The 22,971-nt window shown below is 40.3% G+C and carries 18 protein-coding genes; 13 read left to right on the top strand and 5 right to left on the bottom strand.

Annotated elements, in window-relative coordinates:
• Positions 1-78: 78 nt before the first annotated feature.
• From NK987_RS12540 to NK987_RS12550, 3 genes are all read right to left on the bottom strand, one after another.
• Positions 79-798 (bottom strand): hypothetical protein, encoded by a 720-nt coding sequence (locus NK987_RS12540; RefSeq protein ID WP_259264120.1) that lies wholly within the window; start codon positions 796-798, stop codon positions 79-81.
• Positions 799-843: 45 nt separating this feature from the next.
• Positions 844-981, bottom strand: a complete 138-nt coding sequence (locus NK987_RS12545; protein WP_259264121.1) for a hypothetical protein — start codon at positions 979-981, stop codon at positions 844-846.
• 232 nt (positions 982-1,213) lie between these two features.
• Complete coding sequence (locus tag NK987_RS12550; protein WP_259264122.1) at positions 1,214-2,215, bottom strand: hypothetical protein; 1,002 nt, start codon at positions 2,213-2,215, stop codon at positions 1,214-1,216.
• A 248-nt stretch (positions 2,216-2,463) separates the two neighbouring features.
• Between NK987_RS12550 and NK987_RS12555 the strand changes: the two genes are divergently transcribed.
• From NK987_RS12555 to NK987_RS12605, 11 genes are all read left to right on the top strand, one after another.
• Positions 2,464-3,354: a dioxygenase family protein gene (locus tag NK987_RS12555; protein ID WP_259264123.1), complete on the top strand. Its 891-nt coding sequence runs from the start codon at positions 2,464-2,466 to the stop codon at positions 3,352-3,354.
• Between the two features lie 97 nt (positions 3,355-3,451).
• A complete protein-coding gene (locus NK987_RS12560) occupies positions 3,452-4,519 on the top strand; it encodes a DUF3500 domain-containing protein (RefSeq protein WP_259264124.1) in 1,068 nt (355 codons plus the stop codon).
• Positions 4,520-4,524: 5 nt separating this feature from the next.
• A complete protein-coding gene (locus tag NK987_RS12565; RefSeq protein WP_259264125.1) occupies positions 4,525-5,913 on the top strand; it encodes a sulfatase family protein in 1,389 nt (462 codons plus the stop codon).
• Positions 5,914-5,950: 37 nt separating this feature from the next.
• On the top strand, positions 5,951-6,640 hold the full coding sequence (locus NK987_RS12570; protein WP_259264126.1) for a hypothetical protein: 690 nt from the start codon (positions 5,951-5,953) through the stop codon (positions 6,638-6,640).
• 249 nt (positions 6,641-6,889) lie between these two features.
• Positions 6,890-7,045: a hypothetical protein gene (locus NK987_RS12575; RefSeq protein ID WP_259264127.1), complete on the top strand. Its 156-nt coding sequence runs from the start codon at positions 6,890-6,892 to the stop codon at positions 7,043-7,045.
• An 80-nt stretch (positions 7,046-7,125) separates the two neighbouring features.
• Entirely contained in the window at positions 7,126-8,064 is a 939-nt protein-coding gene (locus NK987_RS12580; RefSeq protein ID WP_259264128.1) for an NAD-dependent epimerase/dehydratase family protein, read from the top strand.
• Between the two features lie 4 nt (positions 8,065-8,068).
• Positions 8,069-8,734: a DinB family protein gene (locus tag NK987_RS12585; protein ID WP_259264129.1), complete on the top strand. Its 666-nt coding sequence runs from the start codon at positions 8,069-8,071 to the stop codon at positions 8,732-8,734.
• 51 nt (positions 8,735-8,785) lie between these two features.
• Complete coding sequence (locus NK987_RS12590) at positions 8,786-9,961, top strand: alpha-hydroxy acid oxidase (protein ID WP_259264130.1); 1,176 nt, start codon at positions 8,786-8,788, stop codon at positions 9,959-9,961.
• 68 nt (positions 9,962-10,029) lie between these two features.
• Complete coding sequence (locus NK987_RS12595; protein WP_259264131.1) at positions 10,030-10,515, top strand: ester cyclase; 486 nt, start codon at positions 10,030-10,032, stop codon at positions 10,513-10,515.
• On the top strand, positions 10,512-11,405 hold the full coding sequence (locus NK987_RS12600) for an alpha/beta hydrolase (RefSeq protein WP_258423280.1): 894 nt from the start codon (positions 10,512-10,514) through the stop codon (positions 11,403-11,405). Before NK987_RS12595 ends, NK987_RS12600 begins: the two co-directional genes overlap by 4 nt.
• A gap of 9 nt (positions 11,406-11,414) precedes the next feature.
• A complete protein-coding gene (locus tag NK987_RS12605; RefSeq protein WP_259264132.1) occupies positions 11,415-12,590 on the top strand; it encodes a DmpA family aminopeptidase in 1,176 nt (391 codons plus the stop codon).
• Between the two features lie 230 nt (positions 12,591-12,820).
• Here the strand turns inward: NK987_RS12605 and NK987_RS12610 are convergent, their stop codons facing one another.
• Both NK987_RS12610 and NK987_RS12615 read right to left on the bottom strand, forming a co-directional pair.
• Positions 12,821-14,554, bottom strand: a complete 1,734-nt coding sequence (locus NK987_RS12610) for a hypothetical protein (protein ID WP_259264133.1) — start codon at positions 14,552-14,554, stop codon at positions 12,821-12,823.
• A 582-nt stretch (positions 14,555-15,136) separates the two neighbouring features.
• Positions 15,137-19,234, bottom strand: a complete 4,098-nt coding sequence (locus NK987_RS12615) for a hybrid sensor histidine kinase/response regulator transcription factor (protein ID WP_259264134.1) — start codon at positions 19,232-19,234, stop codon at positions 15,137-15,139.
• A 537-nt stretch (positions 19,235-19,771) separates the two neighbouring features.
• Here NK987_RS12615 and NK987_RS12620 point away from each other — a divergent pair.
• Complete coding sequence (locus tag NK987_RS12620; protein WP_259264135.1) at positions 19,772-21,085, top strand: APC family permease; 1,314 nt, start codon at positions 19,772-19,774, stop codon at positions 21,083-21,085.
• Positions 21,086-21,576: 491 nt separating this feature from the next.
• A complete protein-coding gene (locus NK987_RS12625) occupies positions 21,577-22,830 on the top strand; it encodes a LamG domain-containing protein (RefSeq protein WP_259264136.1) in 1,254 nt (417 codons plus the stop codon).
• Positions 22,831-22,971: the final 141 nt, after the last annotated feature.

Below are 22,971 nucleotides of genomic sequence, written 5' to 3' on the forward strand. Positions count from 1 at the left end.
AGACGAAGAAAAATAAAAGGATGTAATTTTTATTTCGACCAACCTACTACCAACCCTTGAATTACTCTTAGAAAAGGCCTATTTTGAATAGCACTCTTTAATTAAATCTATAAATTTCTCTCTTCCAGTCCTGTTTCCGTAGACCCGAGATTTTTTATTCCACCATGGTCTGCCAGCATGCGGTGCAAAATCAATTATTATATCTTTAAGCAACATAGAATCATGGTTAGACTTTTCTACCTTGAAGGAATCAAAAGATTTTTTACTTACAAATATTATGGTTGTGGGCTTCAATACCTCTGAAACCTGTAAAAGTGTTTGAAATGCAAACTTTTTATCAAAGTCAGTGACAATTATTGAACGGTTTTCATTTTTTCTTCCCTTGTAAACCGCAGGTTTTTGGAAATAATTAAGATAGCTAAATTTGTCAAAAACAACAGAAGAATCTTTGAATTCAGGCAATGTTAGAATAGCTTTTTTAATATTAAAATACATGGATATAGCCTTCCCAAAGATATTCTGCTCCAAATCAAAAATATTTTTTCGAGTTTTTATCCAATTCTTATGTTCCTCATTGATTCCATTTGAATTTTCTTTATACCAATTATTAAAATATTCAATAGACGAGTATTCTTTAACTTCATCAAATGGAAAATAGTGGCTTTCTCCAATTAGAAGGATCTTTTTTGAATCATTCCAGTTATTTCCGACGAAAGGGAGTAATTCAGGATAATTTTTAAAATGATCTATCAATTCAATTAACTTTTCATCAAATTGTCTATTTAGGATTGATTCCATATTAAGATTGGGTTTGAAATAAACTAAGGTATAAATTAATTTATTCTAAGAAAATAACTTGATGACAAGGTATCCTAATCCTAAAAGTAGCGCAGTAGCAATGATATTGTTAAGCCAAGAGAGGTTTGAATTGATCTGCCTTAAAAGCTCCGTTTGATGCTCTTGAAGGTGTCTATCTGTCATTGTTTGTAATGATGGTTTTTTCATGGTCAAGTGATTTTTTTTTTTTTAGTGGAAAATCTGTAATAGGAATATAAATGGATGAGAATAAAGAAATTGAGTACTAATAGAAATTTAGGATTTTTTGGAATCCAATAACAAATTGAAAAATATAAAAGGGTGGAATTACAAATCCCACCCTGTCAGAATCAGACGTTATACTATACCCGGAATGCGTTAGCAATCGGGCTAAATCCTATTTGTATAATACAAATTTGGAAATGATAAGGGAGATAAGAGCGACTGTTAATCTAATCAAAAATTGCCAAGTCAAATTATTTGTAATTTTTCCATTTTTTCTTTCAATTTCGGTTTGTTCATTTTTATCTCCTTTGGTAATTGCAAAAGGATGAGGACCTTCAATGTTGTCAACTTTTTCATATATAAGTTGGCCAAAAGATGCTCCAATTATATTGCAAATAAAATAAGTTCCAAAAAGGCAAATTACCCAGAATACAGCATCTAGGTAGATATCTTTATTAAAGTTAGATATTTCAAAATTTTTTAAATGAATCTTAAAAATTATATATAAAATAGCAAGGCCGATAAAGGTTGTTATGTAATGACCTGACCGAGCAATTATTGATCGATGTTTTTCAAGAAAATTCTGATATGTAGATTTAGAATAAAGTTGTGGTAGGGCATTATACCATTGTTCGACAATTTGTATAAGTTCTTTAGAAATTACAACATTTATAAAATCAACTTTGCAAACAACAAAAGATAAATTTTCTTTTAATTCTGTTTCATCATCTCCATTTGTCATCATATGGAAAAATTCATTGGGTCTTAATGAAGAACCCAAACGGACTTTTAGGGTGTGCTTTTGAGGAAGTTCATAATTAGGCAACTTAATGGTAATATCCCAGTTAATAGAAACACTTTCTGTTTTATCAGGAATTTCCCAGTGGTGTGATTTAAAGACTTCCCATGCATTAAACGTCTTTATCTCACCTTTTTCAAACCCTATTGTAAGCGATGTTATATTTGTAAATAAATGATGATTTTGTAATTTCTGTTGAATTTTTTCATTTAAGTTTAAAATGTCATTAAAACTTACCAATCTGGCTTTAGGAAATACTTTTATATGGGAGTCAGGTTTTGCGTTCAGCCAATAATACACAGATTTGAATGTTTCAATATTAACCTCAGCAGGGAGCTTATTTGATAAATCAGAATTTTGAACAATTTGTGTCATGAAGTATTTTGATAAATTGGATATAATGGTTTAAAAAGATTAGAAATTGCCTAAAATTAAAACTATTCTCCTAATTATCCAATACATCTAAATATTTAAATCACTCCTAGAAAAATATTCCCCTTGTTTCGGAAAGTATATCGGACTGTTGGTACTTGATTCTTTGGTCAGAATCGGATTTGCCCAAATATTTTTTTAGATTGGAATTGGATTGACAAAGATGTTTTTTCAACCAAAACCCAAAGGCCATGAAAAGAAGAGATTTTATCAAGACATCAGCCCTATGCGCCACTGCGGTGAGTGCATTCGGATTTATACGCTTTGACGGGACAGGGTATGTGGGAGATTGTGCTACGACTTCTGATATTTTGGGGCCATTCTACAGACCCGGCAGTCCCGAGCGCAGCAACTTGGTTGTAGCCGGTTCGAAGGGCCGTAAAGTACAACTCCTTGGTAAAATCCTCCATCAGGACTGCACCACTCCTTACCAAAACGCAAAGGTTGAGCTTTGGCATTGTGACGAAGCGGGTGTCTATGACAATGCTACTGCAGCCTTCCGCTACCGAGGTACTGTTTATACGGACACCGAAGGCATTTATTCTTTTCAGACCATCATCCCCGTTCCCTATGATGCAGGGGGAGGATTGATCCGTCCGGCACATTTTCACATGATGGTGACCGCGGAGGGCTATCAGCCTTTGGTGACGCAGCTGTATTTTACGGGAGATAAAAACATCCCCAAAGACCCTTGGGCCAAGGCTGCCAAAGACCGTCAGTTGAAAGTGGAGGACGATTCAAAGGGTGTCAGCAAAGTAGTCTTCAATGTGGGAATGGCAAGGACCTTGGCTGTAGAACCTGCTTCCATCGACAAGCTGACAGGAACCTATATCCATGAAAATGATCCCAAGAAAACCCTCAGTCTATTTAATAACCATAATTCCCTTTGGCTCAAAAATGAAGTATTTGGAGAAGAATATGTGTATGCAGGTAACAATCTCTTTGTCTATCCAAGCAATCCTGAGGGGAGTTTTGAAAAGCTTGAGTTTGACATCAGTCCCTCCGGGGCCATCAAGCTGACACGGTCTTTCCAATATGTTGATCTGGGAAAAGGTACCGAAGTGTATGTCAAAAATGCTTGATAAATAAAATACAGAAAGGACAGAAGACGGAAATTCCCGAAATTTAAGCAATTAAGCAGTTAACCATTTAATCCAATTCATAACCACCGATTCTCTAATGAAAAAAACCATTTCCCTTCTTGTCTTCATTTTAACATTTTCAATCGGACTCTTTGCCCAATCCAAAACAGACATGGTCAAAGTCACTGTGGATTTTATGGAAACCCTTTCTGCCAACCAAAAAGACAGTGTACTCTTCTCGATGGATGACAGCCTCCGCACCAATTGGACTAACCTTCCGATAGGTTTGGCACCACGCAAAGGACTCCGATACGGGGATTTGTCTGAGGTCAGCAAGGAAAAATTCCACAAGATCCTCAGCACGATTTTCAGTTCACAGGGATACCTCAAGACCTTTGCCATCATGCAGGTGGATGATATTTTGCATGAGATCTTTGAGATTGCCCATCAACGAAAAGAAATTGACGACCGGACGATCGGGTTTATCAGGAAACTGGATTGGGATTACGGTAATTATTACCTCGCCATCCTCGGCAATCCCGGGATGGACACGGCTTGGGGTTTCAAGTTTGAAGGACACCACATCTCCATTAACCTAACGATGACAAAAGATTCCTTTTCGATGACACCGTTGTTTTTTGGTTCTGATCCTGCTGTGGTGCAGGTTACCCAATATTCAGGTTTGCGGCCGCTGAGTAAGGAGGAGGATTATGGTTTTTGGTTTGTCAATACCTTGGATGAAAATCAAAAAGCCAAAGCGACCTTGAGTCAGGAAGTCCCTAAGGATATCCTGACTAATCCTGACCGACCACAATGGTATGAAGAATTTATGGGGATCAAAGGTTCAGAGCTCCGACCCGAGCAGCAGAAAGTGCTCCATTACCTCATCGAAGAGTATATGAACAACATGGAAAAGGAGAAGGCAGAAGAATACCTCGCCATCCTGCATGCAAGGGGAATGGATGAAGTGTACTTTGCCTGGATCGGAAGCTATGAACCCATGAAAGCGCATTACTACATGATCCACAGCCCGGATTTTATCATCGAGTATGACAATGTCGGTTTCCTTGACAATGCCAACCATATCCATTCGATTTTCAGAGAAAAGGGAAATGATTTTGGGGAGGATATCTTAAGGAAGCATTTGATGGAGCATAAGCATTAAAAGAAATGAAAGGAAAAATTCAATTGATACTTTTGGCAATTCTGCTTTATTCCTGCGGAAATGAGGCAGAAAAAAAGAGCCAATCTCCACTACCAAACATCGTTTTCATCTTTGCTGATGATCTTGGATATGGGGATTTGGGCTGTTTTGGTGCCACGGATATTGCCACGCCAAACATTGACAGAATAGCAGTAGAGGGGATAAAATTCACTTCTTTTTTGTCTGCTTCACCGGTTTGCAGTCCATCGCGGGCGGGACTTTTGACAGGACGGATACCCCAACGCATGGGTATAAATTCAGTGTTTTTCCCTGAAAGCTTTTCTGGGATGGATCCTGAGGAAATCACCATCGCCGAAATCTTAAAAGATAAAGGTTACCGCACTGCGGTAGTAGGAAAATGGCACTTGGGCCATATGGAGAAGTTTCTTCCCCTAAATCAGGGTTTTGATGAATACTTTGGAATTCCGTTTTCCAATGACATGGAATCCGTCGTTTACCTGAGGGGAAATGATGTCGTAGAATACGAAGTGGATCAGACTTTCACCACCAAGACCTATACCGAGGAGTCTTTAAAATTCATTGATTCTGCAGGAGAAAATCCCTTTTTCCTTTATTTAGCACACAATATGCCCCATGTCCCGATTTATGCCTCTCCGGATTTTCAGGGAACTTCCAACAGGGGACTTTATGGAGATGTCATTCAGGAATTGGATTGGAGTGTGGGAGAAGTTCTACGAAAATTGGAGGAAAAGGGAATTCTTGAAAACACCCTGATTGTATTTTCATCAGACAATGGGCCTTGGCTGGTGATGGAAGACCATGGAGGTTCGGCGGGTCCACTCAGAGAAGGCAAGCAATTTACCTTCGAAGGAGGAGTACGCGTCCCGACCGTGGCGATGTGGAAAGGGAAAATCGAACCGGGTCAAGTCTATGAGGACTTGGCAACACAAATGGATTGGTTTCCTACTTTTTGTAAACTGGTCGGTGCTGAGATACCTCAAGACCGTGAGATCGATGGAAAGGACCTCAGTGGAGTGCTTTTTGAAAATGGCAGCAGGGAAGGGGACACATTTTTATATTACATGCTATCCAGTCAAGAGGCTTATCGGGAGGGAGATTGGAAGATCAAACGTCCCTTTGCGGGTTTTGTCGGTACGAGAGGTATGAAAAAAGTGGATGCCCACGATACGCTTTTATTCAACCTTAAAACTGATCCCGGAGAGACTACCAACCTCACGAAGAAAAATCCTGAAAAAACTGCCCAAATGATGCGGGCTATGGATTTGGCAGTAAAGCAATTGGGTCCTTTGCCGGAGAGTAAAGTGATCAGGACTCCACCTGACAACAGCCATTATGAATATTTGGATCAAAAGCGGAAGCCCAAAGATAACTGATCATTTTATTTAATATTTCACATAAAAATCTGACAGGATGAAGTTTCAAAATACAGGATATTATTATCTAGCCTTTTTGGTTCTGGCCTTTGTTGGGTTTTGGCCCTCTTACTTCTCTAAGTTTTTTGATGGGTCAGCAGACTTTAACCAATACTTTCAGTTTCATGTGGTTACAGCCCTCTTGTGGGTGGCGATGTTGGTGATCCAACCGATTTTGATTCGTAAAAAGAAGTTTGCGCTGCATAGAACGATTGGGAAGTTTTCTTATTTCTTAGTTCCGATTCTGTTTATTTCTGTTTTGCTTTTGGCCAATAACCGAATCAGCCCCGAGTTGGAACCTGTAGGGCCGGAATTCTGGATTCCATTCAAGGATTTGCTGATTTTCAGCTTTGGTTTTGGGGTTGCTATTTGGTATAGGCATTCCATGACGATTCACGCCAGGGGGATGATAGTGGCCGGATTGGCATTGTTTGAGCCTGTGATGGTGCGTGTGATGTATAATGTTTTAGGCCTTCAGGGAACCTATCCCTATATACTTGGGATATCGTTGGGCTATGTGGTTCTTATGGTCCTGATTTTTTTGGAACGAAATGAAAAGCAGGGGAGATGGGTATTTCCTGTAGCCTTTTTTGTTTTCCTTATCGTCCATATTATTCGAATCACAGGTTTTAACCCTGATTTTTGGGAGAGGTTTTCGCATTGGTTTGTTTCTCTGCCTTTGACTTGAGATTGAATTAATGGAAGGTTGTCCAATAATGTTTTCTCTTTATTTCTTTACGACCTAAAGACCTTCCTCCGGAAAGAAAACTCGTTCATTGGGGAAGAAATAAACAGCTTTCGTCCTAAGAGGGCATAAGGTAAGGATTGAGTTTTTTAGATTGTAAGATTGGCGAATCAAGGTCAAAACGCCACATACAATAATTCAATGGACCTGTTGGTATTTTATTTCACTTAATTTCCTTTTTAAATAATTCCAATGATGAGAACTAAATCCCTCAAAAGTTTCCCTGACTTGTTTTTTTTCTTGCAGGTAGGAGATGAAAATGTATTTGTAAACGGGGCTTTTATATTGAAAGATGGTGAGACCGTGCCCAATGTTTTTCCCGGGACAAGGGGTGTATGGGAAGTTTAAGAAGTGATTAGCAGGCATTCTTTAAAATAAATTACGGGAAAACCCAAAAAATATAAGACGAACTATAAAAATAACCAAATATGAAAAAAGTAGGCATCATCGGGGGTTCAGGCTTTATTGGAAGCTATAACACCCAAAAGTTTTTGAATGAAGGATACAAAGTAAAAGTATCAACCACAGATATTTCCAAAAAGGAAAAGTATGAACATTTGCTCGGTCTCAAGAATGCAGAGAATCTGGAAATCGCTCAACTTGATGTTGAAAACAAGCAGGAGCTTATGGATTTTTTGAAGGACTGTGACATTGTAATTCATGGAGGAACTCCTTTTCAATTGGATGTGAAAGACCTTCAGAAAGAACTGTTTGACCCGACCATCAAGGGTACAGAAAACTTCCTTGAAGCAGTTCTAAAAACTCCCGGGATTGAAAAAGTCGTATTCATTGCATCCGTGGCAGCATACAACACAAGCTTTCCGTTTTTACCTGCAGGAAAAAAGGAAGGTGACCAAATCACTGAAGATGATGCGCCATTTATGAGCGAAGAAGGCATTCCTTATGCCCAAGCCAAGTTTATCGCCAATCAGGCGGTCAATAAATTCATAGCCGACCACCCCAATTTGAGTTTTGAAATCACCTCAGTTTCGCCGACGGGTGTAATGGGGAAATCTCTGTCAAACAGACAGGATTCCACTTCCACGGGGATACAATTTTTGTTTAAAAATAAAATTGCTCCTAATCCTTTTATACAAATGATCTATGACATGGATGTATTATGGGCATTGGTAGATGTAGAAGATGTTGCCGATGCAATTTTCAAAGCGGCCACTACCAAAAACATCCATGGAAAAAATTATCTCTTATCAGGGGAAAGTTATAGGGTATCAGATGTGACATTGATGCTCAACAATCAACCTCCATTAGGCAAGCCGGAAATTGTTTACAGTTCTGCGTTGGCAACAAAGGACTTGGGAATAGCATTTAAGCCTGTTAGCATTCCTTTGAATAACTATTCCTCGTAAGAAAATGAAAAATACCAAACCTTCTACACGCAGAGATTTCATGAAATCTGCTGCAGTCCTTACCTCGAGTACACTTGGACTCTCCTTGTTGCCGCAATTTAGCACAGCTATCCCTCTCCCGACAGAAAATCGGATCAATGTAATCGGACCCAGAGAAGGTTTTTCTCTTCATATAGGAACCTTGTTATCCATGATGACTTGGATGAGGGACGTGATTCTGATGCCGGTAAGAGGAATGACTGTGAAAGAATTGGATTTTCTATTGGATGATAACTCCAACTCGATTGGCGCCATGTTGCTTCATTTGGCCGCTACGGAGCGTTTTTATCACGTCCATACTTTCGAGGGAAAGGCATGGGGAGATTTTAGCAAAGAAGATTTGAACCGATTTGAGGTGGCGATGAACCTAGGTGACGAAGCCCGAAAAACCATCAAAGGCAATAATCTGGATTACTACCTCGATATTATGACTGAAGTGAGGGAAAATACCATCAGGGAGTTTAAAAAAAGAGACGACAATTGGCTGTTGGCGGTCGACGAAGATTGGCCTTGGGGTCCGACCAACAATTACTGCAAGTGGTTTCATGTCTGTGAGCATGAATCCAACCACAACGGACAATTCAAATACATCAAAAGCAGGCTTCCGGGAGGAAAATTCAATAGGGGGTAATCGAGTTCAAAATCAAATATTTCATTTTAAAAAACCATCAAAATGGATAATATGGATCCCTACCAAAATAATGATCTTCAAAGACGCAAGTTTCTTGAGTGGATCGGATTATCCAGTTTGGCTTTGGCTTTACCTGGGATATCTCTTTCAGGATGCCAATCTGGTCGATTCCATGAAGATGAAAAGCAGGAGTTTAAAAATGTCTTTGACTTGGAAGGTTTGTCCGGGAAAGTCATGGGAAAAGATGCCATTGATTACCTGAACGGAGGAGCTGACGACTCAAAAACAGTAAAAGCAAACGTTGAGGGCTATCAAAAAATTCAGATCAGAGCACGTCGATTAATCGATGTCAGTACGATCTCCACAAAGGTTGAACTGTTTGGAAAAACCCTGGATAATCCGATCATATTAAGCCCCGTCGGATTTCAGAAATTCTTTCATCAAGACGGGGAAGTGGCAACAGCAAAAGCATCGGTCAAGAAAAAGCATCAGATGATTGTTTCTTCAGTTTCCAACTATTCCGTGAATGAAATTGCAGCGCAATCCCAAGCCGATCTTTGGTTTCAGCTTTATCCTACGACAAATAGAGAGGTTACTAAAAAACTCCTTGAACGGGCAGGAAAGGCAGGTTGTAAGGTCTGTGTATTGACTGTGGATACTCCTGTGATAGGAAACAGAGAAAGAGGTGGGACAACACTTACCAAACTGATAAATTCCAAAGAACTCAAAATGGGGAATTATGAGGGGATATTACCTGAAGGAACCGGGATTGATGACCCGGGATTGACTTGGGAAATCATATCATGGTTAAGGGCAAACTGTGACATGAAAATTGTACTGAAAGGAATTGTTACCCGAGAGGACGCTACGCTCGCCCTTGAGTATGGTGTCGACGGAATTATTGTCTCCAATCATGGGGGAAGGCAATTGGAAAGCCTTCGGTCCACTATTGAATGCTTACCCGAGATAGTTGAGGAAATCAAAGGCAGAATTCCAGTTTTAATCGATGGAGGAATCAGAAGAGGGACAGATATATTCAAAGCATTGGCAATGGGAGCCAATGCAGTCTGCATCGGAAGACCGTTCTGCTGGGGACTTGGTGCCTTAGGCCAAGAAGGAGTAGAAATCGCGCTGGACATACTTAGGGCGGAGTTGATCCGGGACATGCAACTCGCCGGGACGCCTTCTATTGAAAAAATTACGCGTGATTTTGTAATCGGATTCTAAATAGAATTTGAATTGGTCCATTTGAGTTGCATGTAAAAAAAGCCTCAGTAATTTAAACAAACACCAAAATGAAAAAACCTTTCTGTGCAGGTCTGATGCTTATAGTATGCATGTTTATTTACAGTTGTGGTTCAGAACCAAATCAAATAGACCTTGACGCCAACCGTGATGTTGTAAGAGATTTTCACCGAATTTGGAGCGACGGAAATGTAACGGAATTGGAGAAAATAATATCTCCCGATTTTGTATGCCACTTTATCAACGAAATTGAGTGGAAGGGAATTGATGGGGCAAAACATTCAATTACAAGCCATAGAAAAATATTTCCGGATTGGAAAGAAGAGATAGTCGATATGGTAAGTGAAGGCGACAAAGTGGTGACAAGATATAGATCGACAGGTACCCAATTGGGAGCATTCGAAGGACTTGATGCTACGGGTATCAAAGTAACCATCTATGAAACCTCCATATACAGAATAGCGGATGGGAAAATTGTAGAGCAATGGGGTTTTCCCGACGCATTAAGTTTGAAAAACCAACTTACCAAAAAATGAAAAAAGCCAGCTTAAACCTATTCCTTATTTTTTTATTTCTGCTTTCCTCCTGTTCCAAAAAAATGACATCTGCGGTAGAATTATCCGCTACAGAAAAGGAAACTGTTTACCAGATTTTAAAAGACGTTTCTTATGGTTCAGATGTGGAACAGGTGATGGATATCTACCTGTCCCAAAAAGCAAAATCCTTTGGAAAGCGGAATTACACAATCGTATTCCTTCATGGAGGAGGCTATTACTTCAGCGACAAAAGTCAGGAGGAAAGGTACATTGAACCTTACCTCAAGAAAGGTTTGAATGTCGTCAACCTGAATTACAGACTGAAGAGAGGGATTCCCCTTGCAACAAGCGACCTTACAAATGCCCTGAATTTTCTCAAAGCCAACAACGCTGACTATGGTTTGAATTTGAAGAATGTGGTTGTGTCAGGCTTTTCGGCAGGGGCTCATATTGCGACCAATGTGGGCCTTGCCCAAAACAATCCGGAGTATCCCAATAAACTTGACGATGGCATCCAAATCGTAGGAATCATCAATTTTTCTGGGCCAGTGGATGGATTGGATGTGGTGGAAAGGATTTTTACTGAGCATGAGAATGAACAGTTTAAAGCCTTAGGTCTGGCACTTTTCCCTGCTGAAGGTTTTGAATCAAAAGAAAACTTGGCTGTTTTTGAACCGATTACCTACTTTGACCCAAAAGACCCGCCCATTTTTTTGTGGCATGGGGGCTTGGATGATCAGATTCCGGTGGTGACTTTCAAAAAATTTATTCCCTTGCTGAGAAATGATAAAGACCTTAGGATATTTATACCCGGGGGAAAGCACAGCCCAAATCAAGAGGAATTTGAAAATGCTTATATTGAGATATTTAAGTTTTTGGATGAATTATAAGCCAACAATATGAAAAACGCTATTCTACTTCTTATCCTTTCCTTCACACTTTCAGTTTCTTTCGCCCAAAAGCCCCGAGCCAGAGATTTAGGAGTGCCATTTGACGGCACAACAGGTCAATTCAATGCCATCACCGATGTAAAAGGCGTGGAAGTGGGATACAGCACCATCATCTCAGGAAGTGGGGAAAATATCGTGGGCAAAGGTCCGGTCAGAACCGGGGTCACCGCCATCTTCCCGAGAGGAAAAGCAAATAAATTCAGCCCTGTATTTGCCAATTGGTACAGCTTGAACGGAAACGGTGAAATGACTGGAACCACTTGGCTGACCGAATCCGGCTTCCTGGAAACTCCGATTATGATTACCAATACCAACAGCGTAGGCGTGGTCAGGGATGCGGTATTGAAATGGTATGTGGATACCGATTGGTATAAGGGGGAAGAATGGTGGTACACCTATCCTGTGGTCGCGGAAACTTATGACGGGTTTTTGAATGATATCTATGGTTTTCATGTCAAGGAAGAACATGTGCTAGAAGCGATTGAAAACGCCTCAAGTGGCAAAATAGCCGAAGGAAATGTAGGCGGAGGTACGGGGATGATGTGTTTGGGTTTCAAAGGAGGAACTGGAACTTCCTCGAGAATTGTCAAAGTCAAAGATTCCTCTTACACCGTGGGTGCTTTGGTGCAGGCAAATTTTGGCAGAAAACCTTCACTGACCATTGCAGGAGTTCCGGTAGGAAGGGAGCTGTTGGATACTTTGAACAATGAACTGAAATTGCCGCCACAATCTTATCGGAAAGAAGGGGACGGTTCCATCATCGTGGTCGTGGCGACCGACGCACCTTTGCTTCCCCATCAGTTGAAGCGGATTGCAAATCGCGTTCCGATCGGAATCGGCAATACTGGAGGAATCGGGACCAATGGTTCGGGGGATATTTTTATCGCTTTTTCCACCGCCAATCCTGACGCCTTTCAGCGGGATGATTTTTCACAAGTGGAGATGCTGCCAAATGACCTGATTGATCCTTTATTGGAAGCTACAGTTCAGGCAGTCGAAGAAGCCATTATCAATGCCATGATTGCTGCAGAAACCATGGAAGGCATCAATGCAAATAAGTCTTACGCATTGCCACACGGATTGCTGGTGGAAGTACTGAGGAAATACAATCGGTTGGAAGAATAATAGTGGATAGTTCTGCAGCTTCTCCTGAAGCAGTATTTGGATAAAACTTAAAGTCCGGATTCCGGAGAAGTAGGACAACCGGGAAACAGGACAGCTTATAGCGGTTGGAAAGATCAAGTGGAATAAAAAACTCCCCCTTTTCGCAATGGAAAAGGAGGAGTTGGTCGCTTGAAATGGTTAAAAAAATGAAAATCGTTTACTTATGGTTTTTATTTTGTTAAAATATAACCTCAATTTTTTGAGATGCGGTAAATCACATTCCTGCCGCCACCCGAAACATAGATATCACCGGTTTGGCCGACTGCTACACCGTCAAATAACCAAGTTGGTGGGAAACCTTCCAGACCAAATGCAGGTGCACTCAGTTTGAGACCATCTGCAATTTTGCTGACAGTTCCTGTTATCAGATCAATTCGTGATAGCTTGGAAGCTCCTGATTCAACAACAAACAAACCGCCTTCTTTATCCCAAGCCAAACCTTCCGGATTCATTAATCCAGTCGCTATAGGAAAAGGTGTGCTTGGCGTATCGCCGTTAAATCCTACCTGCCAAACAATGCCTGTACCCCAGTCAGCTACCCATAACGTGTTGCCGTCAGTAGCCAGACCACTTGGTGCAAATACATTGACACCGTCTATCGGAAGTATTATCGACTTGTCACTTGCCCGGACCACTCCGCCAAGTCCAAGATCAGACACTGCAATGTCATTTTTAAATCGGATGGCATCAATCGGAGCACCCATCGGGAAAGTTTCAAGAACTTTGTCAGTTTGTGGGTTCCATATTTGCACAACCGCGCCAAACCAAGAAGAAACGATGAGATTTTCCCCATCTGCTGAAAGTGTAAATGGCGTTGTCAGATTACCGGCACCATTGAGTAAATCGCCTTTAAAATCATTGGTTTCTTTGCCTGTAAGGCCATCCAATTGATGCAGGCGATAAACGCTCGGAACATATAATGCATCTTTTTTATTTACCCCAGGTAATACCGCTAAGCCCATTGGGGAGGTTATTCCCCCACGACTGATAGTGCGGGGCTGTCCACTGGGAAGAATTTCTACTATTGTACCAAAATCATTATTGGAAATAAATAGATTGCCATTTGAGTCAAAGGCCAGGTTGTCAAGTCCTGCTTGAATTTTTATGAAAAGTGTTTTTTCTCCAGTTGATGGGTTTACTTTGAATACTTCACCTGTTTGATCCACTACATGCAGGATTCCTTTGGAATCAAACTTTGCAGCAGCAGGAACTGTGAAGCCTCCTGCCACGAATTCTGCGGTACCATCAGCAAAAGGATTGGTTGAGGGTGGGGTTCCTGGCCCTCCGACATTTACCCTGATCACTGCACCTCCTGCAAAGAGAGGTCCGTACAATTTCCCATCGGGACCGAAATCGAATCCATTCAAAAAACCAAGTGGGAATGGATTCAATGGCGGTGATGCAACAATAATCGGTCTAGGTGGTGCTTTAAGTTCGGGATCCACCTCATAAAGTCCATCGCCTAGAAAGCAAAGTCCTACAAACATACGCCCATCATCTGAGAAGGTTATGGGATTTACCCCTGGGGCTACAAACTGCTTGGTCAAAGTTCCATCAGGAGCGATTCGGCCAACCTCTCCGATAAAAAGATCAGTCCAATAAAGCGATCCGTCAGGGCCAAATACCAAATCATCAGGAACAATCACCCCGTCTTCATGACAAATCCTTTTGATGATCTTGCCGTTTTGTTTGTTCATCACGATTATTTCCTGACCAAGAAACGAAGCAACATATAGATTGCCATCCGGTCCAAAGTTGATGCCATTGGAGCCTTTTAAAGCTGCACCTTTAGCTATCTCCTTAACCAGGTATTGGTTATCAACTTTCTTTGCATTGACACTTACTTCTTCCTCTAAATCGTAACAGGCAGTAAATGCTAAAAATGTGGCTAATAGTGCCACAAGGGAATACATTTTAGATTTCATTTTTTTGGGGTTAAATGGTTAGAATTTTGAAAAGCAGATTTCATGTTTACTCTATACTTCGGTTTTTAAAAAGGCCTTTACTCCTTCTCTAATGGAGTCAACGAAAGCGCTTAATAAACATGAAACTAAGGTATGTTTGAGAAGATGATCGAACCGTAGTTATTGTTCCAAATGCTTTATATTTTGTTCCAAATCCATAAAAATGCCTTTTTTGACTGTTTTTTAAGCAATAAGAGATAATTTCAAAAAAAGTTGAAGCCCCATCAGGTTTAAGAACTAGCCGTTAGGCTTGGAAAAAAATCACCCTTTTCTAAAAAGCCTTGGATCAAATTGAGAATAAAAAAACCATTGCCGATTTCACGCCAATGGATTTTTGTATTACCCGATCTATGTTTTTTATTGAATCTAAGGTAAGTACATGCCTAAAACATTGGATTATCTATTGATTCATAAGCTTTAGACTTTGTTCCAATTCATGCGAAAAGCTGATTTTGCCTTTTTCTTAAGCCGAAAAGAAATTCGTTAAAAGTTGTATCCTAAGAACAGCTTTGAAAAATCGGTTCTTTTATTTAGAATAAAGAATTACCCTTTTCTAAAAAAGCTCGGTGCTTCCCCAAATTCCTTGGTAAACTCCTGGGTAAAATGGCTGGGATTGCCATACCCGACCGCGTAGCCGATTTCTGAAATATTCAAGGCAGGATTCTGCAAAAGCTTCTTTGCTTCTTGCATCCTGATCGTCCGAATGACTTGGGAGGTGGATTTGTTGGTCAGCGCCTTAAGTTTGCGATGTAATTGAGTCCGGCTAACCGCCAGTTCCTTGCATAGCTCCCCAATGCCAAACTCCTCGCTTTCTAAATTCGCATCGACGATTGACCGGAGCTTTTTTAGGAAAGCATCCTCTTGTATTTCCGCCGGTGTTTCTGCAATCCCTTCTGGGCTCAGTGTTGCATATCGTGCCGTCAACCTTTGCCTCAATTCAATCAATTTCCGGAGTCTTACTTCAAGCTCTTTCTTTTCAAAGGGCTTGGAAAGGTATGCATCTGCGCCTCTTTCCAATCCTTCCAATCGTGATTCCAGATCTGCTTTGGCAGTAAGCAGGATGATGGGAATATGACTGGTCCGTTCATCTTTTTTTAGCCTTTCGACGACTTCGTAGCCGTCCTTCTCAGGCATCATTACGTCACTGACGATAATGTCTGGAATCAATTCTATGGCGAGTTGGATTCCATGGAGGCCATTTCTTGCTTTTTGAATTCTGTATTTGCCTTGGAGGCAGAGTTCCAGGTAGCTCAATACATCTTCATTGTCTTCTATCAGCAATGCCATTGGAAGGCTTTCATCGTAATCTTCCTCGATCCCTAAGCCCGCTGCTGCCACCAAATCTTTGACATTTGTAAATGATTCTTGGGCAAATTCACCGGCATTTCCTTTTGGTGCCTCATTTTTTATGGGAAGTCTCAGTATAAATTCCGAACCTTTTTCCAATTGGCTATTGACTTCTATCGTACCGGACATCAGTTGCACCAGTTCTTTCGTAAGGGCCAAGCCAATCCCGGTCCCTTCTTCTGACCTGGTTGATGAATTGTCCACCTGATAAAAACGGTCAAAAATGTAGGGCAAATGCTCAGAGGAAATACCTTTGCCTGTGTCCTTCACTTTGATTTCCAAAAATTCCCCTAATTCTTTGGAGGTATTCTTTTCAATCTTGATGTAAATATTGCCTCCAGGTGGGGTGAATTTTACTGCATTTCCTACAAAATTGGAAAATATGGCCTGGATTTTCTCCGGATCAAAATCCATATATAATTCATCAAAACCCGGAAGTAGGTGCAATCGGATATCTTTCGATTCAGCAAAGGAATGAAAAGACTCGGTCAGGTATTTTAAATAAGTCAGGATATTGTCATGGATCATTTTTGGGGACAATTTACCTGACTGAAGTTTAGATAGATCCAGCATCTGATTAATCAGTCGTAGCAACTGCGCGCTGTTCCGTTTGATCATGGGCAGCCCGTCTTTCAAATTCTCTATTGAAGGTTGGGACAAAATATGGTCCGCAATACCCGAAATCACAGTCAATGGGGTGCGGAATTCGTGGGTCAAATTGGTGTAGATTTTGGTTTTGACCTGATCGAGGTCTTGGAGCCGGATGACTTCTGCTTGGGCAAGTTTTCTACGGAGTAAGAATCCATAAACCCAATACAGCATTAAAAACAGCAACAAAGCATAGGAAAGCCAAGCCCACCATTGGGTATACCATGGCGGCATCACGGTAATTGCTAAAGACCGCTGCCCAATATTTCCAAACCTGTTGGCTGATTTGATTTGAAATACATACTCTCCGGGAGGTAAATTATAATAATCTGCCACAAGTTCATTCCCGTTTTTCCAATTTTGATCATATTTGTCTAATTTGAAAAGGATGTTTTTTTCCGATTCTCCGGTCACAAAATCTATAATGCCAAATTCTATTGAGATGGTATTTTGGTTGTAGGAAAGATTGATGTGTTTGGTTTGTTGAAGCTGTAAGGGCAGGATTTTGTTAGTTCCTGGAATAAGTTCAGAATTAGAAAGAAAAAATCTGGTAAAATAAGGAATTGGTTGCGCCAAGTATTGGTCCGCGAGATCCTGAGGAAAGAAATGAAAATATCCGGAGGCATCCCCGGTAAAGATTTCAGCACTTTTGGAAATAAAAGTCCTGAATGAATTGAAATTATTCTCAGAGGTCTGTTTCCAGCTTTGTCCAAACAAGACGGCATCTCTCGTCTCAGGTTCCAGTTTAATAAACCCTATGTCTGTATTCAACCACAAATACCCAGACTTATCTCCCACCATTCCTTTGACCAGCATCCTATCAGTGATCAAACCGGAGGCATCATAAAAAGGGACAAACTCTTCAGTGTTTTGATTCAACAAAAAAAGGCCTGAACGATGGGAATTTACCCAAATTCGTTGTTTGCTATCCTCAAAAATACTGAGGATAGCTGCTCCTGCTGAACTTAAGACCCTTTTGAAATCTCCTGAATCCGGTTGATAAAGATCAAGACCTTTGTTTGTCGCTACCCAGATATTTCCCTTTGAATCTTGAAAAAGATCTGAAATAGAATTGCCACTGAGGGTTCTTAAATCATCCAGTTTATGTTTATGACGTTTGATTTTCCCCGACTTAATATTCAGGATATCAAGACCGTTGTTGGTACCGATCCAAACAGTTTCATCTTTTAGGGGTAGCACAGAAGTTGCCGCAAAGGAGGATAGGCTTTCCTTGTCTTTCTCGTTAGGGCCGAGGAAAGTAGCGCTCATTGACTTTCTGTTAAAAAAGTAAAGTCCACCTAGCGTTGTCATCCATAAATTTTCTTGTTCATCAAAACCTAGGTCTGTAATGTATTTTGAGCCTATGTTACTTTTTACAAAAGAGAAAAAACTGGCGGTTCCTTCGTCCTGTTCTTTTCCATAGAGTCCATTTGTAGTCCCAATCCAAATTCCTTTATCTGATCCTTGTGCAAAAGTGATTACTCTGGGGCCGGTTTCGGTATGATCATAATGGTTTTGAAGTGTTGAAACTTGAAATAAAACCTGATTTTCCGTCTGTGGTTCCCATCCGGCAATCCAAAGAAGCCCGTCCTTTGTCTTCAGCATTGTCCAAAAGTCATTCTTCTCCAAATGATGTGACCCTATTCCGGAAGTTCCAAAAAATTCCATGGTTTTCAATTTTGGATTGTATCTGTTGATTCCTCCGCCATAGGTTCCGATCCAAATGCAACCTTGGAAATCTTCATTGATAAAGGTGATATGATCTAAAGCATAAATGGCTTTGGGATTGACGGGCGGACGGGAGAGCGCATTTGGGTTATTGGGATCGTTTAGCATCCGTCGGAAGGTACCTTGCTGACGATCCATGATATGGAGTCCGTCTCCGTCTGTACCTACGTAAAAATTACCTTGGCTGTCTTCAAAAATGGCCCTGACATTATTTCCAATAAGTGATTGCTGGTCCTTTGGATCATGCCTGTAATGGGTGATCAAGCCTGACTTTCTTTCAAATTGGTACAATCCTGCTGAAGGGTCATTATGTGGGCCAAAAGCATTTCCGGCACCTATCCAAATAGTACCTGTCCGATCCTCATAAATTACCCTGACTCCCGCATTTTTAAGCAAAATCCCAGCAGGAGAATTATCTTCGATGGGCACAAATTCTCCCGTTTTTTGGTTTAAGGTGTCAATTCCTTTTCCTGTCCCTACCCAAAGTGTACCCGAGGGATCCTCTAAGAGCGCACTAATTTGATCATCAATAAGTGTTGAGGATACATTTGAATCGTGTTGGAAATGGGTGAAAGTCTCTGTACCAGGATCAAAGCGGTCAAGTCCGTTTTGGGCACTGCCAATCCAGATGATACCTCCCTTGCCTGATGTTATGGTTTCAAGTCGATTTGAAAACAGGGAATTGGGGTTATTGGGATCAGTTTTGTAGAATTTTTTAGAGGAGCCATCGTATTTGATTAGTCCGTTGTAATTGTCGGCAAACCAGATAAAACCCTCCTCATCCTGACACATTCCTACCATATTGGTGAGGAATTGATCCAATGGATAAGGTATGGGAGTGATTTTGACTTCTTGACCTCTACATAAAAATGAAATATGAACAAAAATAAAAAAGAAGAAAAATTTTGGGTTAGGCATTGGTTTTCAGGTGATTTCTATTCACCAACTTAAATCATATTTAATTAAATTCCAATATCAAATTTTTACAATTCTAAAATGTTGATGAAGGAATGTTTTCTGCTTTGAAGTTCTAGGGATAGACAATTCTTGTTCGGAAAAAAATTCTACCCATTGGGGAAAAAATACATGCATTTCGTCCTTGTTCGGATGTCTGAAAAAGTTTAATTTTTTTACCTTTTCCACCAATGCATTTAAAATACATATTTTATTTCTTCACGCAATGATGCCCTTAAAAGCGTTAACCCAAAATAATTCAAGGTTGGAGACTGACATGTCCGGTACATCCCTGCCCGACGACAGACGGGGGGCTTTCGACTTCGGTCTTCCGTACGGACTGAAGTTGATTACCGGGTTTCTTGCAAAAAAGCATTTATCCCTTAAAATTTTTTCCAAAATCAACAAAACCCATTCTTTTCTCTGCCAAATTGTATCTACTGGATTTCTGATTAAATTGAAAAGATGAAAATCCGTATAAACTAAATTCTAGAAATTTTTATGAAAATTGCCCAAGAGGGATTAAAAAGAGAAGTTGGGGTGTGGGGGCTTTCGGCTAATATTGTCAATATCATCGTCGGGGCAGGGATTTTTGTTTTGCCGGCTATTGTTGCCGAGATCATGGGAACCCAAGCAGTGATTGCCTACCTGTTTTGCGGGTTTTTGATTGCATTGGTCATGTTGTGTTTTGCGGAGGCGGGGAGTAAGGTGACCCACTCCGGCGGGGGATATGCTTATATAGAGACAGCATTTGGGCCATATCCCGGTTTTTTGGCGGCCATATTTTTGTTGATGGGCAGTATATTCTCGGATGCAGCGGTGTCCAATGCCCTTGTGGAAATTTTGGGATTGGTATTTCCGGTCTTCAAAAATCAATATATCAGGGTTCTGACCCTGTTTGTGATTTTTGCAGGCTTGGCTACCCTAAATGTCGTCGGAGTCAAACAGGGCATCGGTTTGGTCAAAATCAATACTGTCGCCAAATTGATCCCGCTTCTGTTGTTGGTGACGATTGGCTGGAAGGACGCCCAACTACCCAATTTATATTGGGAATCAGCCCCGAGTATCCAACAGTTTGGCGAGGCTTCACTGATTTTGTTTTTTGCTTTTCAGGGAGGAGATGCCGGACTGACGATAGGAGGGGAAATCAAAAACCCCCAAAAGACGGTTCCAAGAGCGATTTTTATCGGCATCTCTTTTGTGCTTTTGCTTTATATCCTGATCCAAACTGTTTCTCAGGGCGTGTTGGGAAGTGAACTCACGGAATTCAAGAAGGCTCCCTTGGCCGAAACTGCCCGGATTGTCTTTGGTCCTGTTGGGTTTACCCTTCTTTTTGTCGGTGCTGGAATCTCGATGTTTGGGATGCTAAGCGGTCAGATTCTGAATTTGCCGAGGGTGTTTTTCAGGTTGGCTGTGGATGGGGTGATCCCGATTGCAAAATTGGCTTCTATACACCATAAATTCAAAACCCCTTATGTTTCGATTTTGCTCTATGCAGGACTTGGTTTTACCATAGCTTCCATGGGAGGATTTAGGCAATTGGCCGTCATCGCCTCCGCAAGTATGTTATTGGTGTATTTTGGGGTGTCCCTTTCTGTAATCAAACTTCGAAAAATAAAGCCTTCTGTTCCTTTAGAATTCAAAATTCCATTTGGATACACCGTCCCGATCCTTTCTGCATTGATCATCCTTTATTTTTTATCTAACCTTTCAGGTTTTGAAATATGGGGAACCTTGATATTTACAGGAATATTGTCAGCCATTTATTTTTTTATCCAATATTTTCAAAAGAAAAAACCTAACCAAAATGTCTAATTCTTTTATACATAGGTAATTTTTTCCAATAATAGGAACCGGAATTTCTTCTCCTATTTTTGGTTAATTCGAAGAGGCTACTTTCTTAAAAACAATGGGTATTTAATGTAAAAATTATAAGTGCTAAAGTTTAGGTGATATCGATTTTTGAGGATTGAAAATAAGAAACCCCAGTCTTGTTAGGTAGATTGTGAGACACCGATCCATTTTAAAATAATTTGGAAGTAGTTTTTTATCACCTTACGGTTTTCGCATGCCGATAGCACTTACTCCCAAATTAAGTCCTCGGTGTCGATGTAATTTTTCGGTAAACCGCAAGCCGTAAAATCAAAGCTTAAAAATAAAATAATATTTAGAAATTATTTTATAACCTTCTGATTTTCAATAAATAAATGACAAAAATCACCCTTGATATTGGATAAAATCATTACTTCTATTTACTTCGGAAAGTAGCTTTGGAAAGAATTTATTCACAATTAAACCCAAAAAAAATGGAAACTCAAAAACGGTTCAGCATCCAAAGCTACTGGGTAGTTTTGTTTGTATTTGGTTTGCTTTTTTCCTGCGAGCAATTAGCTCCCATGGAAGAGCCTCTAGCAGTATTGGAAGAATTTCAAGACCTCTCCGGATTAGCACTTGAACCTGAAGATGATCCAATCAATGGTAGGTTAGTATACACTTCGGATTGTGAATCTGATTGCATAGAACCTGGAAGTGGAAATTACTTTGCCATAAAAGATTCGAAAAGCCAGAGCTCAGGAATCAATACAAAAAATGTTTCCTACAAGGCATACAATACCGAGGATAAGTTTGTTGTAAAGGTAAAATATGAGGTTACCTCAGGGCCATCCCAAGCGAAAGCCTCCATTACGATCCAGATAAATGGGAAGAAAAAGGAGTTTAAAGCTGTTCCCTCAGGCTATACCGCAACCTTTGCCATACCGCTGGTAAAAGGATGGGAGAAATGTGAAGAGATTACATTTTCCATTGTCCAAATAGGACTCGGGACTCCCATATCATTTTCAGAGGATTACAATCTGATACTTGTTTGTAAGAATATTGATAAAGGCCTGGTTCTATGGAATAAATTGGGATCCATTGAGGAGGTCTTGAACAGTGAGGTAGGACCGGATCTTGCTTTTTTTGATGAAGACGATGGATTGAATATCTCAGCAAACAGAGCTTTTGTTCCTGGAAAAATTGGAAAAGGGATAACCATTGCACCTGGAGATTACTTCATAACCTCAAGAATACATAATTTGGTTTTGAACAACTTGAATTCGGTACTTAATCCTGATGGGGGCACTATTTCTGTTTGGTTCTACCAAAAAGAAACTCCGGTTGGCTATGAACATAATCCCTATAGAATTTTTGATGGTCCTTATGGATTAGAGGCTGGGATAGGATTGTCAAGTTTTGATGATAGTAATGAAGGGAAAACCAATGTGCTATTATTTGAACTTGGAAAAGAAGAGTCTTATGTTTCAATCAAATATGATGATTTTAATAAATTCAACGGTCAATGGGTGCATATCGCGGCAGTTTGGGATAGAGAAGGGATTTCTGGCTCAAATGAAACCATGCAACTATTCATCAATGGAACAAAAGTTGCGTCAACAACCAAAAATAATTGGAATTCAGGCTTTGGCGAAAGGGCTGATATAGCAGGGGCTAATGATTTTCCTGATGGAAAATTCATTTTAGATGAAATTAAGATTTATAATGTAGCCAAAACCAATTTCTAAAAGTTTCTCATTCCGATCCCGAGGAAGCTCTTCTTCGGGATTTTACTTTGTAATTTTTTACTCACATTATCAATTTAAAGATGTTAGGATTAGAGACGGATTAACTGGAGTGAAATAAGCTATTTAATGTCATTTAATAGA

It is taken from the genome of Aquiflexum gelatinilyticum (genome assembly GCF_024813435.1).
Taxonomy (GTDB): Bacteria; Bacteroidota; Bacteroidia; order Cytophagales; family Cyclobacteriaceae; genus Cognataquiflexum; species Cognataquiflexum gelatinilyticum.